Origin of the sequence: Sphingomonas sp. PP-CE-3A-406 (genome assembly GCF_003688625.1) — a bacterium.
Classification (GTDB): domain Bacteria; phylum Pseudomonadota; class Alphaproteobacteria; order Sphingomonadales; family Sphingomonadaceae; genus Sphingomonas.
Genome location: NZ_RCWY01000003.1, coordinates 119,924 through 133,546 on the forward strand (window position 1 = coordinate 119,924; position 13,623 = coordinate 133,546).

Below are 13,623 nucleotides of genomic sequence, written 5' to 3' on the forward strand. Positions count from 1 at the left end.
GCGTCCCTTAGCCAGTGCGAGAGGCCAGCGAAAGCATCGCCGCGCATCACCAAGTCCGTCATCCTGACGAAAGTCAGGACCCAGGATCACAAACGGCGTCTCTGGTGGCTCTGGGTCCTGACTTTCGTCAGGATGACGGAGGGAGGTGTCAGGGTGACGGAAGGGGTCAGACCCGGTCCAGCCGCCGCCCGAGCTTCACGAAGAACGTGATCATGAACGGCACCAGCACGATCGACAGCACGACCTTGGTCAGCATCTGCCCCTCCATCAGCGCGACGATCGGCCGTTCGCCGAGGAACGAGATGGTGATGAACAAAATCGTGTCGATGATCTGCGAGATAATGCTCGCGATCATGCCGCGCAGCCATACCAGCTTGCCGTCGCCGCTGCCGACCTGTCCCGACAGCTTCGAGAAGATCAGCACGTTGAGCGTCTGCGAAATTCCGTACGAGATCAGCCCCGCGATCATCATCCGCGAGCTTTGCCCGACCACGACCGGGAACGCGTCGACCGCGGGCGGGTACATCCCCGGATCGTGCGGCAGTGCCAGCACCAGGTGGATCAGCGCCGCCGACACCAGCAGCGGGATGAATCCCAGGCGCACCAGGAACGTCGCGGTCTTCTGGCCGTGCAGTTCGGCGATCGCGCTGCTCAACACGACCAACAGGAGGAAGCCGAAGATCCCCGCCTCGACCGCGAGCGGGCCGAGCGCGACCTGCTTCACCCCCAGCACGCCGGCGATGCACACCATGCCGCCGTACAACACCGAGAAAACGAAGAGCGAACGCGGGAACGCGGGAAGTGGTTTGTCCATCGCGCGGGACGCTAGCGAAAACCGCCGCCCCGTCAAATGACTAGCGACACGCGCGACGGCGTGTCATGTCGGCGGGCTTGCGCAGCCGGGGGGCCGCGTGTGTCATCGCAGGAAACGCAGGGCGTCCATGGAAAGACTAGTCATCGGCCTTGCAGGCATCGCCGTCATCCTCGGCATCGCCGTGCTGCTGTCGAGCGACCGCCGTGCGATCCGCCTGCGTATCGTCGGCGCCGCGTTCGCGTTGCAGGCCGGGATCGCGGTGCTCGTGCTGTATTCGAGCTTCGGCAAGGTCGTGCTCGGCGAGATGTCCGGCGGGGTCGCCAATTTGCTCGGCTATTCGCAGAAGGGCACCGAGTTCCTGTTCGGCAAGATGGCGACCCCCGAAATCGGCGGGCAGAGCTTCGCGATCGCCGCGCTGCCGGTGATCATCTTCTTCGCGAGCCTCGTCTCGATCCTCTATTATCTTGGCATCATGCAGTTCGTGGTGCGCTGGGTCGGCGGCGGGATCGAGAAGGTCATCGGCGTCTCGAAGGTCGAATCGCTGTGCGCGGCGGCGAACATCTTCGTCGGCCAGAGCGAATCGCCGCTCGTCATCCGGCCGTATCTGGCGGGGCTCACGCCGGCGCAGTTGTTCACGGTGATGACCAGCGGCATGGCCGGCGTCGCGGGCACCATTCTCGCGGCGTATGCGTCGATGGGCATCCGTATCGATTATCTGCTGGCGGCGAGCTTCATGGCGGCGCCGGGCGGCATCCTGATGGCGAAGATCATCATGCCCGACCGCGTGATGCCACCCGAGGGCGAACTGGCACTCGGCGACCAGCCGGGTGAATCGGGCGCGGGCGAGCCCATGCCGCAGGCGACGCATGACGAGGAAAAGCCCGCCAACCTGATCATGGCCGCCGCCCAGGGCGCGCAGACCGGCGTGCGGCTGGCCGTCGCGGTCGGCGCGATGGTGCTGGCGTTCGTCGCGCTGGTGGCGCTGGCGAACGGTTTGCTCGGTGGGCTCGGCAACATGATCGGGCTGCCGGGGCTTAGCTTCCAGGGGCTGCTCGGCTATGTGTTCGCGCCGATCATGTTCCTGCTGAACGTGCCGTGGAGCGAGGCCGGGATAGCCGGCGGGCTGTTCGGGCAGAAGATCGTGCTGAACGAGTTCGTCGCGTATATCTCGCTCGGTACGCAGCAGGGGCTGAGCGCGCGGACGATCGCGGTCATCACCTTCTCGCTGTGTGGGTTCGCCAACTTCTCGTCGATCGCGATCCAGATGGCAGTCACCGGCAGCCTCGCGCCGAACCAGCGTCCGATGATCGCCAAGCTCGGCCTGCGCGCGCTGGCGGCGGGGAGTCTCGCGAACCTGATGTCGGCCGCGCTCGCGGGCCTGCTGATCGGCTGAACCGTCCGTCATCCTGACGAAAGTCAGGATCCAGAGCCACGAAGGTGTTGATTGTTACCCTGGATCCTGACTTTCGTCAGGATGACGGGACTGGGATGACGCAGTCCCGAAACGCAATCGGGCCCGCCACCTTTCGGCAACGGGCCCGACGCAAACCACCTCGCGGGGGAAAAGCGAGGCAGCTATCTCGCGGAAGCGCCGATTACGGCAGCATCACCGTGTCGACGACGTGGATCACGCCGTTCGACTGCATGACGTTGGCGATCGTGATCTTACCCTTGTGGCCCTTGCCGTCCATGATGCCCCAGCCGCTGCCGACCTTCTTGAACATCAGCGGCTCGCCCTGCACGGTCGTGTAGGTCGCGGTGCCGCCGTTGGCCTTCGCCTTGGCGGCGATGTCGGCGGCGGTGATCGTGCCGGGGACGACGTGATAGGTCAGGACGCTGGCAAGCTGCGCCTTGTTCTCGGGCTTGAGCAGCGTGTCGACGGTGCCCGCCGGCAGCTTCTTGAACGCGGCGTTGGTCGGCGCGAACACGGTGAACGGACCCGGGCCCGACAGCGTCTCGACGAGACCAGCGGCCTTGACCGCGGCGACCAGCGTGGTGTGATCCTTCGAATTGACCGCGTTCTCGACGATCGTCTTGGTCGGATACATCGCGGCGCCGCCGACCATCGGGTTGGTCTGGGCTGCGACGATGGCGCCGCCGCTGACGGCAATTGCGGCCGCGACGATCGCGGTACGAATGAAGTGGTTCAAGGCTTCTCTCCTGCGTGCGGAGCCGGTGTGCGGCGCCACTGCGGGGAGATACGGACGTGCCGCGAGAAGGACGCAGCCGGTGTTCAGATCGTCGCGAGAAGTCCCGCCCAGGCCCCGATCTCATCGTCATGCCGCCGCGTGACGACCAGATCGCTCGCGGTCGCCGTGTCGAGATCGACCTCGATCGTGCCCGTCCACTCGAACGTCGCATTGCCCGACAGCGTCACCATCGCCGCCTCGCTCGCCTCGGCGCGAACCAGCCCGCCCTTGTTGAACACCGTCGTCGGCGTGTCGTACGCAATCCGCCCGGTCAGGCACGCGGCATAGGTCGACGCCGCCATCGCGCTGCCGCAACTGTCGGTCAGCCCGACGCCACGCTCGAACGTCCGCACGAACAGGTCGCGGTCACGCACCTCGACGAAACTGACGTTGGCGCGATTCGGCAGCCAGTCGGGCGCCGCCTCGCACGCTTCGCCGACGCGGATGAGTTCGGCTTCGTTGACGGCATCCACGAACGTCACGAGATGGGGGTTGGGCATCGCCACCGCCGTGAAGGCGCGGTCCGTCGGCAAGCGCGCTATCGGCGTATCGACGATGCGATCGGTCCCGACCGTCATCGGCCACGCCGCGACGTCCAGAGACGCGGGGCCGGCGATCTCGCGAACGGTGAACACGCCATCGGCGATATCAGCATCGCGCTCGACGGCCGCGTCGCTCGTCTTCAGCAGCGCCATAGCAGTCTCGGCACCCGTGGCCGCGAACCCCGCGCGCGCAACGCAGCGCAGGCCGTTGAGGCATGTCTCCGACTCGCTGCCGTCCGAATTGAACATCCGCATGCCGAACGCGTGGGTCTCGTCGCCGGCGGTCAGCAGCAGGAGTCCGTCGCCACCCACCGGTCCAGCGCGATCCGCCAACGCCCGCGCAACGGCAGCCCAAGCCGCATCGCCAAGAATCGACGCGCGTGCGTCGATCAACGGAAAGTCGTTGCCGGAGCCGTGGCATTTGATGAGGTCGAAGCGCATACCCGCCACTTAGTGCCGCCCGCGGACCAATGCGAGCGCCTAACCGATCCCGTAATGCGCGGCCAATCGATCGAGTGCGAGCGTCAGCACGACCCGCCCGGCGCGCGCCGGCCATTGCAACGCCTTCTCGGCCACCGGTAGCCCCTCCCCCGCGCAAACCACCCGCCAAAGGATATCCGCCAGCCCCGGCCCCGCTGCCGCCAACGCTTCGTCGAACCGACTCTTCGCCGCGATCTGCGCCGACGTCGGATCGAGCCCGTCATGGCCTCCCCCATCGACGCGCTCCGCCCAGCGCATCGTCACGCTGGGCGCAATCGACGCGCGTTCGTAGTCCGCGCGCAACCGCTCCCCCGCCTCGAACTGCCTCGCGTCGATCAGCGCGCGCGACCGCAGCCACCCGAGCGGCGACTCCGCGAGGTTCACGGTGACGGTACGACCGCGACGCATGCCGGCCGGCTGTGGAACACCCTCCGAATCGACCGTCCGCTCTACCAGTTCGCGCATCCGCCATCTCCCGTTGCGCTTGGCGGTTGCCATATCCGCATGGTTGTAGGACAGAAGAATAACCCATCTGGTTTGGAGTCGTTCGATGATCGCATTGCAATGATCACCGCCATTCGCGAAGTCCGCCGCGCCAAGGGGCTGACGCTGGAGGACGTCGCCAAACGCTGCGCTCCACCGACCACCGCGCAGACGATCGGGCGGCTGGAGACCGGCACGCGCACCGTGTCGATCGGCTGGCTCAACCGGATCGCCCCCGCACTGGGCGTCGAGGCGGGGGATCTCGTGACCTTGCCGGACCGTACCGACCTGCCCGTCGCCGCAATCCTGGACGGCCGTGGCGCGCATGCGCCGCGTCGCACCACGACGGCACCACCACCCCAGGTCGCGCCGGGCCAGATCGCGATTATCGTCGCGGGCGGGGTCGGCGACTATCGCACCGGTGACGTGATCTGGTGCGCGATGCTGGCCCCCGCCGATTTCGCAACCGCGCTCAACCGCGACGTACTCGTCCCGCAACCAGCAGGCCGGTTCGCGTTCGGCAGGCTGATCGCCGTCGCTGGCGCGGTGACGCTGTTACCGCCGAATACCGGTTCGCAATCCCTGAAGATCGAAGATCCCGGCTGGCTCGCAGTCGCAGTGCGACTGATCCGCGATCTTTGAGCGGTGGGCGATGACCCCGCACACGGGCCCGAGGAACAGCCTCGCCTCCTTGGATATGCCGTCTCAGTGCTCTTGGTTGCCTCTCGTGCGATCGGCTGCCTCCCTGCCAGAACGGCCTTCCGCAATGAGCGGGATTTAGCGCTCGCCCGCACCCGCGTCGCATTGCTCCGATTACGCGAAGGGTCGCAAGGTTCCTCGTAGACGGCGTCGCGGGGCAAAGACCGCGCTCCGCTCCGCCTTCCGATGAATGGCCGGAAGCGCCAGCCCCACCCCGACCAGAACTGACCAGATTAGACACGACACTGTTCCAGTCGTCCGCCGATCGATAAGTTCCGGCATATCGCCACGACCTGCACGCCTGACAGGATCGGGAGTATCGCTTCGGCTAGCGCCGATCGGCAGCCGTCAGCTGCCCGCGATGCTCTCGATTGTGGCGAAGGCCGCTCCCTGCGCTGGCGCGGCGACCTGCTCGCCACGCTCGTCGCGGAGCGTTACTGCTGATTACGAACGCTCGGGTGGACGCCGATCTCGTTTTTCAGGCGTTTGACTATCGACAACCCTGACGACGAGAGCCCGATGACAGACGCCGCAGACATTCTCAACGACATGATAATGGAGCAAACCCGCGAGCCGATGACTCGGGCAGATGCGGAAGAGCTGGCCTATCGATGGTATGACGTCGCTATCGGCAACGGTTCAAGCGCTGCAGAAATGGACGACGCTGCCGGAATGCCGGTCCCCGACTATATCCTGCAAACGTTCGGAGAAGCAGGCCAGGAACTGATTCTATAGTGCGCGCGAGACCAGCTCGACGTCGCCCCGAAGCTCGGTGACTTGGTAGGTATCAACATCCCATCGCGTTGCCTGGCACCGCGCGCCCCACCACGTTAGTCGTAAAGGTGATCTCGTTGCGGATGATCGCGTTGGCGGCGTTCGCCGCGTTGAACGTAAGCGCCCCGGCCCTTCGAGACGGCAAACTCGCTCGCCCGGCCCCGAAGTCCGCACGAAGAAGATTGAGGCACGGTCGACCGCGACCAACGGTAAAAATTCGCCGGAGTTCGTGTTGCCGGCCCATGCCGGCACCAACAGCGCAGCATGGTCAAAGGAAAAGGGTGGTGGGCGATGACGGGCTCGAACCGCCGACATTCTCGGTGTAAACGAGACGCTCTACCAACTGAGCTAATCGCCCCCTCTCGGGTGAGGGTGCGATGCCAAAGCCGGGCGGCCGGGGCAAGCTAAAATCACGGAATCCGCAGGTCGGCACCCCGTGTGGCCACAATATACCCGCGCATCGCCTCGCTTGCGCGGTCCGACAGCACCATGAAGGCGCGTCGCCGGTCGTGCAGGTCGGGACGGCGTTCGAATAGCCCGGTATCGGTCATCCGCGCGATCCAGCGCAGCGCGGTGGTCGGCGCGACCGCGGCGGCGATGCACAGGCTCGACACCGACACGCGGCCGCGCTCGAGTTCGGCGGCATAGAGATCGAGCAGCATGTCCCAGCCCGGATCCTCGAACAATGCGGTGCCGAAGAACTGGTCGCGCAGCCGCCGCGCGCGGATCGCCCGCCGGACGTCGGCTGCGCTCGGCTCGGCCAGCGACGGCGGCGCGCCGTAGCGGTTCGTCCGATCGCCGACGATCGGCGCTGTGGAGGCATCGCCCTCGATCTCCGCGCGCGTCAGTCTTGCCAGCGCCTCGGCTATCCGCGCAACTTCCGTGTTCAGGCGTTCCAGTCGCGTCCCATCGGTCTCGCGGCCGACATCGAACACGCCTGCGGGGCTGCGCACGCGTTCGGCGGCGACGACGATCGCCGCGACGCAGTCCGCGACGCTCGGGTCGACCAGCAGGATCGTCCCGCCGCCGAGCGTCGCCGCCGCCACCGCGTCGATCTGGTCGCTCCCCATCGCGACCACCAGCCCCGCCTCGAGCACGGCAGCGCGCTCGACGATCCGCGGCAGGTGTTCGGCAAGGACCGCGACGTCCACCCCCTCGGTCTCGACCACGACGACCTGCGGCGCGGCGTGCAGGCTGAACGGCGCCTGCCAGTCGATCCTCGCGACCACGCGCCCGTCCATCGCGGCGAGTGCAGCGGCGAACCGGTCGGGCGCGTCCGCACTCGCGACAAGGACTGCGGCGATCCCGGTATCGTAACGCGTGTCGGCAGGATCTCCGCCCGGTAGGATCATGATCATCTCCGCTGTGTCGCAAAGACTAACCTCGATCATCCTCAAAGCTACACGCGAACTGGGTCGAGTTTCGTTGTACTTTCACGCCTGCCCAGCAAGGTCGCGTTCGGCCTAGTCGAGCGCCTTGACGATATCCTCGACCATCTTCTTGGCATCGGCGAGCAGCATCATCGTATTGTCGCGGTAGAACAGCTCGTTATCGACGCCGGCATAGCCGACGCCGCCCATCGAGCGCTTGATGAACAATACCGTCTTCGCCTTTTCGACGTCGAGCACGGGCATGCCGTAGATCGGCGACGACTTGTCGGTCTTGGCCGCCGGGTTGGTCACGTCGTTCGCGCCGATCACGAACGCGACGTCGGTCTGCGCGAACTCGCTGTTGATGTCCTCGAGCTCGAACACGTCGTCATACGGCACGTTCGCTTCGGCCAGCAGCACGTTCATGTGCCCCGGCATGCGGCCCGCAACGGGGTGGATCGCATATTTCACGCGGACGCCCTCGGCCTTCAGCTTGTCGCCCATCTCGCGCAGCACGTGCTGCGCCTGCGCGACCGCCATGCCGTAGCCGGGGACGATGATGACCTGTTCGGCCTGGCTCATCAGGAATGCGGCGTCTTCGGCCGAACCGCGCTTCCACGGCCGATCGACGGCTGAGCCGCCACTTCCCGCGGCTGCATCGCTCGCTCCAAAGCCGCCCGCGATCACGCTGATGAAGCTGCGGTTCATCGCGCGGCACATGATGTAGCTGAGGATCGCGCCCGAACTGCCGACCAACGCGCCGGTGATGATCATCGCGCTGTTGTGGAGCGTGAAGCCCATCGCCGCGGCCGCCCAGCCCGAATAGGAATTGAGCATGCTGACCACCACCGGCATGTCCGCGCCGCCGATCGGGACGATCAGCAGGAAGCCGATGACGAAGCTCAGGATCACGACCGTCCAGAAGATCCACGGTGCCTGGTCGGTGACGAAGTAGGCGATCAGGCCGAGGATGGCAGCGAGCAGCGCGAGGTTGATGACGTGGCGGCCGGGCAGCATGATCGGCTTGCCGCCCATGTTGCCGTTGAGCTTGAGGAACGCGATGACCGAGCCGGAGAAGGTGATCGCACCGATCGCCACGCCTAGACCGAGTTCGATCCGGCTGACCGGGTGGATGACCGCGAACGGCTGGCCGATCAGCGGAATTACGAGGTCGGAGATCCCGAATGCCTGCGGGTTGAGATACGCCGCAACGCCAACCAGCACCGCGGCGAGACCGACGAGCGAATGGAAGGCGGCGACGAGCTGCGGCATCGCGGTCATCGCGATGCGACGCGCCGTGACGAGGCCGATCGCAGCGCCGACACCGATCGCCGCGAGGATTTCGACGACGGTGGTCCAGTCGATAGAGCGCACGACTATCGCCGGTCCGGTGTCTGCAACCAGAGCATGCTGGACGAAGGGCACATGCGTCACCAGCGTCGTCACCACCGCGATCGTCATGCCGATGATGCCGAAGCGGTTGCCGCGCTGGCTCGACGCCGGGCTCGACAGCCCGCGGAGCGCAAGGATGAAACACACCCCCGCGACCAGATAGGCTAGCGATGCCCAGGGGCTGACCGTCAGTTCATGCATCGCGCGTCCCCTTCACGTCCGTATCGCTCACTTGCTCGTGGCAGGCGCGACCGGCCGTTCCTTTTTCTTGTACATCGCCAGCATCCGCGCGGTGACCGCGAAGCCGCCGAAGATGTTGATGCTCGCCAGCACCACCGCCAGCAACCCGAGCGCCTTGGCCACGCCCGATCCGGCGCCGATGCCTGCCGCAGCCGCAGCAATCAGCGCGCCAACGATGATGACCGAGGAGATCGCATTGGTCACCGCCATCAACGGCGTGTGCAACGCAGGGGTCACCGCCCAGACGACGAAATACCCGACGAAACACGCCAGCACGAAGATCGACAGGATCGCGATAAAGTCCATCTTATTCCTCCCCGGCACGGGGAGGGGGACCGGCCGCAGGCTGGTGGAGGGGGCTGGCCGCGAACGATACGATCATCGTCACTACGGCTTCGATATCCCTCAGCACGTCGCCTGCTGCCACTCGCAGCACCCGGTGGCCATTCTGTTCGAAAAACTGGTCGCGATCGGCGTCGCGTTGGGGACGATCGCCGCGTCCATGGAATTCGCCGTCTACTTCGACCGCGAGCTTGGCGCCAGCGCAGTAGAAGTCGCAGACGTATGGACCGATGGGATGCTGGTGGCGGAACTTGACGCCGGTTTTCTTTCCCCGGAGCTGCTCCCATAGCAGCACTTCCGGGAGGCTCATTTCGCGCCGCAATTTGCGCGCCAGCGATACTTCTGGACGTAGCGTGTGCGGGACGCCCCCTCCACCGGCTGCGCCGGTCCCCCTCCCCGTACCGGGGAGGATTATCATGCCAGCAGCCTTGGGTTCACGATCCTGCCGCCTTGCGTCAGGCGGATTGCGTCGCCGATCTCGGCGTCGAGCACGGGTCGCCCAGCCTCCTTGTCCCAGAAGGCGTTGAGGAAGTTGTACAGGTTGCGTGAGAACAAGGCGCTGGCGTCTGCCGCCAACCGAGACGGCACGTTGCGATGCCCGACGATCTTCACGCCGTTCACCACGACCACTTCGCCCGCGACCGAGCCCTCGACGTTGCCGCCCTGTTCGACCGCGAGATCGACGATCACCGAGCCCGGCTTCATGCTCGCCACCTGCGCCGCCGAAATCAGGCGGGGTGCGGCACGTCCCGGGATCAGCGCGGTGGTGATGACTATGTCCTGCTTGGCGATGTGCCCGGAGACGAGTGCCGCCTGCGCAGCCTGGTATTCGGGCGACATCTCGCCGGCATACCCGCCCGTTCCCTCGCCCTCGATCCCCGCGACATTCTCGACGAAGATCGGTTTCGCACCCAGCGACTGGATCTGCTCGCGAGTTGCCGCGCGCACGTCGGTCGCCGACACCTGAGCGCCGAGCCGCCGTGCGGTCGCGATCGCCTGGAGTCCGGCGACGCCGACGCCCATCACGAACGCCTTCGCCGCACTGATCGTCCCCGCCGCGGTCATCATCATCGGAAACGCGCGACCATATTCGGCGGCGGCGTCGAGCACCGCCTTGTACCCCGACAGGTTCGACTGCGACGACAGGATATCCATCGACTGCGCACGCGTGATCCGCGGCATGAACTCCATCGCCAACGCCTCGTACCCCGCCGCGGCATAGGCGTCGACGCGGGCGCGCTCTGCAAAGGGATTGAGGCTCGCGACGATCCACACCCCCGGCGCGACCCCGTCCAGCGTTGCAGGATCAGGTCCTTGCACGCCCAGCACGATCTCCGCACCCGCCAGCGTCGCCGCACGATCGCCGACCGATGCGCCCGCATCGGCGTACGCGGCATCGGCGATCGACGCCGCCTCGCCCGCCTCCGTCTCGACCGCCAGCGTCGCGCCCAGCGCGATGAACTTCTTGACCGTTTCCGGCGTCGCGGAAACCCGCCGCTCGCCGTCCGCTTGTTCTTTCAGGACGGCGATCTTCATGTGCTTAGTGGATCAGCCAGATGACGAGCGCGACGACCAGCGCGCATCCGACCGCGCCCCATTTCATCATCCCCGTCACGCTCGAATAGGTCGCCGCATGCGCCTTCATGTCCCCGTTGCCGGCCATGGTTCGTGCCCCAATCCTGTGAGTGCCATCCTCTATGACGCAACCTTAACCTGCACGACTGCTATCGCCAAGCCCGGCCGCGCAGTGCTTTTAAGTCGCTCTTTACCCGGCTGCGCTATTGCACGTGCCGGAACGGGACAGGATTCGCCATGACGCGCAACGGGCAGCGCCTTCTACTGCTGATCGACGAAGAGCCTGCGCAGCGGCGGCTGGTGGCGGCGCTTGCCACGCGTGGCGGCTGGCGCGCGATCTTCGCGACCGACGGCGAGATGGCGATTGCGACGCTCGGGACGCAGGACGGGATGCAGCTCGATGCGATCGTCCTCGATCATTCGGCGCCCGACGCCGACGCGACGGGTCTCATCGCCGCGTTGCGCGAACGTCGGCCGGCGCTGCCGATCCTGATGCTGACCGCGAACGGATCGGTGTCTCACGCCGTCGCGGCGATGCGCGCGGGCGCCACCGACTTCCTAGTCAAGCCGCTCGCGCCCGACCGTTTTCTCGCCGCGCTCGATACCGCCGTCGGCGCCACGTCGACCGGCGAACTCCGTCCCCTTACCGAAAAGATACCTGCGCTGCTCGGGTTCGACGAGATCGTCGGATCGTCGCCGGATTTCCGTGCCGCGCTGGCCATCGCCGCCAAGGCTGCGCGGGCACGCGTCTCGGTGTTGCTGGAAGGCGAGATCGGCGTGGGCAAGGACGTCATCGCCGAGGCTATCCACGCCGCGTCGCCCCGCGCCAAGAAGCCCATGATGAGCGTCAATTGCGGTGAGGTCTCGGCCAACCTCGTCGAATCGGAGCTGTTCGGCCACGAAATGGGCGCGTTCACCGGTGCGTTCGAGCGCAAGACCGGTCGCTTCCGGGAGGCCGACGGCGGGACGCTGTTCCTCGACGAGATCAGCGAGATGCCGCTCGAGGCGCAGGCCAAGCTGCTCCACGTCCTCCAGACGGGCGAGGTCCACGCGATCGGCGCGCGCCATCCGCACGACGTCGATGTCCGGGTCATCGCCGCCAGCAACACGCCTTTGCTCGACGAAGTCGAGGCCGGCCGGTTTCGCGAAGACCTGTATTACCGGCTCAACGTGGTCCAGGTCATGATCCCGCCGTTGCGCGAGCGGACCGGCGACATTCCAGCACTGGCACGCCATCTGCTCGCGCGGATTGCCGAACAGCCAGGGTTGCGGTCGTTGGGCATTACCGACTCCGCGCTGGCGCTGCTGGTTCAGTACGACTGGCCGGGCAATGTTCGTCAGTTGCAGAACGCACTCTTTCGCGCGGCCGTGCTCTGCGAGGACGCTGCGCTGACCGAAGACGATTTCCCGCAGATCGCCGCGCTGGGCAATCGGCGCCGTATTCCCGCTACGGTTGCGGCCGGCGGCGGCGGCGTCACGCTGTTTCGCGCCGACGGCAACCTTCGCGCGCTCGAGGAAATCGAAGCCGACGTCATCCGTTTGGCGATCGGCCATTATCGCGGTCGGATGACCGAAGTCGCGCGGCGGCTCGGGATCGGGCGATCCACACTGTATCGCAAGCTTGGCGAACTGGGCATCGACAACGCCGCCTGACGTACGCCTCGTCTTTGGCAGGACGCTGTCGCCAGGTCTCGGTGCGTCTCGCAGGCCACATCCGAGGTACCTCGAGATTTGGCGGGGTCCCGCTTAGTCCGCAAATGTACGTCGATGAATGCCTGCGAAGAGCGTTACCAGAGCACGCCCTTGTCGGGCGTCAGCGGCTCGGGCGCTGGATCGCCGATCGCCTGAAGCAGGTCGATCTCGATCGTCCGGCACATCGCGTTCAGCGGCACGTCGTGGATCGTGTCGGCGAACGGATCGACCAGATCATCGCCGATCTGCAGCACGGCGAGGAACATCAGTCCGGCGATGGTCGAACCGACCGGCGTCGCATAGCCGAGCGTCTCGACCAGGCCGATCGGCAGCAGCACGCAGAACAGCCGCGTGAACAGGCTCGGGAAGAAGCGGTATTGATTGGGCAGCGGCGTGTTCTTGATCCGCTCCATGCCGCCCTGCGCGTTGGCAATATCGACGAGAATGGACTCGAACTGCATCTGCTGGATGGTGTCGATCCAGCCGTTGCGGCGCGCGATGTCGATCCGGCGGCCCGTGCCGTCGAGCAGGCCGTTGGCGATATTGGTGCGCTCTAGCGCGAACGATGCCTCCTCCTTCGACAGGAAGCGCAGCACCTCGGGCGGTGCGGGCTGTTTGCGCAACTGGCAGCGCAGCGCATTCACATAGGCGATCTGGCGGAGCACGATGGTCCGCTTCATGTCGTGGCCCTCGGGCTCGGGCAGCATGTTGCGCGCCATACGCGCGAGGTTGCGCGAGGCGTTGATCATCAGGCCCCAAAGACCACGGCTTTCCCACCAGCGCTGATACGCCGAGTTATCGCGAAAGCCGAGGAACAGCGCGAGTGCGGTACCGAACAGCGTCAGGGGCAGCGCGGGCGCGTGGAACGGCAGGACGTAATAGGTGATCGTGACGATCACATCCCAGACGAACAGGCCGAGCAGCGGGCGCCAGACTTCGCTCAGGATCTGACTGAAGCGCGGTGTTGCAGTGACGATCAAACGAAAGCTCCCTTGTTTACAGGGCTTTTAATGCGCGAACTGGCGTTTCGC

Annotated in this window: 15 protein-coding genes and 1 tRNA gene; 4 read left to right on the plus strand and 12 right to left on the minus strand. The window is 66.0% G+C overall.

What is annotated here, in order from left to right:
- Positions 1 to 166: 166 nt before the first annotated feature.
- Positions 167 to 814 (minus strand): queuosine precursor transporter, encoded by a 648-nt coding sequence (locus C8J44_RS12490; RefSeq protein ID WP_121904814.1) that lies wholly within the window; start codon positions 812 to 814, stop codon positions 167 to 169.
- A 127-nt stretch (positions 815 to 941) separates the two neighbouring features.
- On the opposite strand from C8J44_RS12490, the gene C8J44_RS12495 reads away from it, so the two are divergent.
- Positions 942 to 2,207 carry a NupC/NupG family nucleoside CNT transporter gene (locus C8J44_RS12495; RefSeq protein ID WP_121904815.1) on the plus strand — a complete coding sequence of 422 codons (1,266 nt, stop codon included), beginning with the start codon at positions 942 to 944 and terminating at the stop codon, positions 2,205 to 2,207.
- Positions 2,208 to 2,409: 202 nt separating this feature from the next.
- On the opposite strand, the gene C8J44_RS12500 is transcribed toward C8J44_RS12495, so the two are convergent.
- The 3 genes from C8J44_RS12500 to C8J44_RS12510 all read right to left on the minus strand — a co-directional run bounded on the left by C8J44_RS12500 (position 2,410) and on the right by C8J44_RS12510 (position 4,490).
- Positions 2,410 to 2,964 (minus strand): fasciclin domain-containing protein, encoded by a 555-nt coding sequence (locus C8J44_RS12500; RefSeq protein ID WP_121904816.1) that lies wholly within the window; start codon positions 2,962 to 2,964, stop codon positions 2,410 to 2,412.
- Between the two features lie 83 nt (positions 2,965 to 3,047).
- Positions 3,048 to 3,986 (minus strand): diaminopimelate epimerase, encoded by a 939-nt coding sequence (gene dapF / locus C8J44_RS12505; RefSeq protein ID WP_121904817.1) that lies wholly within the window; start codon positions 3,984 to 3,986, stop codon positions 3,048 to 3,050.
- Between the two features lie 39 nt (positions 3,987 to 4,025).
- Positions 4,026 to 4,490, minus strand: a complete 465-nt coding sequence (locus C8J44_RS12510; protein WP_121905438.1) for a DUF6456 domain-containing protein — start codon at positions 4,488 to 4,490, stop codon at positions 4,026 to 4,028.
- Between the two features lie 99 nt (positions 4,491 to 4,589).
- On the opposite strand from C8J44_RS12510, the gene C8J44_RS12515 reads away from it, so the two are divergent.
- Together C8J44_RS12515 and C8J44_RS12520 are read left to right on the plus strand one after the other, a co-directional pair.
- Positions 4,590 to 5,150: a helix-turn-helix domain-containing protein gene (locus C8J44_RS12515; protein ID WP_121905439.1), complete on the plus strand. Its 561-nt coding sequence runs from the start codon at positions 4,590 to 4,592 to the stop codon at positions 5,148 to 5,150.
- A gap of 576 nt (positions 5,151 to 5,726) precedes the next feature.
- Positions 5,727 to 5,942: a hypothetical protein gene (locus tag C8J44_RS12520; RefSeq protein WP_147453196.1), complete on the plus strand. Its 216-nt coding sequence runs from the start codon at positions 5,727 to 5,729 to the stop codon at positions 5,940 to 5,942.
- 321 nt (positions 5,943 to 6,263) lie between these two features.
- On the opposite strand, the gene C8J44_RS12525 is transcribed toward C8J44_RS12520, so the two are convergent.
- The 7 genes from C8J44_RS12525 to C8J44_RS12555 all read right to left on the minus strand — a co-directional run bounded on the left by C8J44_RS12525 (position 6,264) and on the right by C8J44_RS12555 (position 11,024).
- A tRNA-Val gene (locus C8J44_RS12525) sits at positions 6,264 to 6,339 on the minus strand.
- A gap of 52 nt (positions 6,340 to 6,391) precedes the next feature.
- Positions 6,392 to 7,339: a MarR family winged helix-turn-helix transcriptional regulator gene (locus C8J44_RS12530; protein WP_121904819.1), complete on the minus strand. Its 948-nt coding sequence runs from the start codon at positions 7,337 to 7,339 to the stop codon at positions 6,392 to 6,394.
- Positions 7,340 to 7,444: 105 nt separating this feature from the next.
- Positions 7,445 to 8,944 (minus strand): NAD(P)(+) transhydrogenase (Re/Si-specific) subunit beta, encoded by a 1,500-nt coding sequence (locus tag C8J44_RS12535; RefSeq protein WP_121904820.1) that lies wholly within the window; start codon positions 8,942 to 8,944, stop codon positions 7,445 to 7,447.
- Between the two features lie 27 nt (positions 8,945 to 8,971).
- Positions 8,972 to 9,289: an NAD(P) transhydrogenase subunit alpha gene (locus tag C8J44_RS12540; RefSeq protein WP_056487475.1), complete on the minus strand. Its 318-nt coding sequence runs from the start codon at positions 9,287 to 9,289 to the stop codon at positions 8,972 to 8,974.
- Between the two features lies 1 nt (position 9,290).
- Positions 9,291 to 9,743, minus strand: a complete 453-nt coding sequence (locus C8J44_RS12545; RefSeq protein ID WP_121904821.1) for an endonuclease domain-containing protein — start codon at positions 9,741 to 9,743, stop codon at positions 9,291 to 9,293.
- Positions 9,740 to 10,861 (minus strand): NAD(P) transhydrogenase subunit alpha, encoded by a 1,122-nt coding sequence (locus C8J44_RS12550; RefSeq protein ID WP_121904822.1) that lies wholly within the window; start codon positions 10,859 to 10,861, stop codon positions 9,740 to 9,742. Before C8J44_RS12550 ends, C8J44_RS12545 begins: the two co-directional genes overlap by 4 nt.
- Before the next feature lie 4 nt (positions 10,862 to 10,865).
- Positions 10,866 to 11,024, minus strand: coding sequence for an aa3-type cytochrome c oxidase subunit IV (locus C8J44_RS12555; RefSeq protein ID WP_404969226.1), 159 nt, complete (start codon positions 11,022 to 11,024; stop codon positions 10,866 to 10,868).
- Between the two features lie 113 nt (positions 11,025 to 11,137).
- On the opposite strand from C8J44_RS12555, the gene C8J44_RS12560 reads away from it, so the two are divergent.
- A complete protein-coding gene (locus C8J44_RS12560) occupies positions 11,138 to 12,553 on the plus strand; it encodes a sigma-54 dependent transcriptional regulator (protein WP_056053510.1) in 1,416 nt (471 codons plus the stop codon).
- A 134-nt stretch (positions 12,554 to 12,687) separates the two neighbouring features.
- On the opposite strand, the gene C8J44_RS12565 is transcribed toward C8J44_RS12560, so the two are convergent.
- On the minus strand, positions 12,688 to 13,572 hold the full coding sequence (locus C8J44_RS12565) for a bestrophin family protein (RefSeq protein ID WP_060526015.1): 885 nt from the start codon (positions 13,570 to 13,572) through the stop codon (positions 12,688 to 12,690).
- Positions 13,573 to 13,623: the final 51 nt, after the last annotated feature.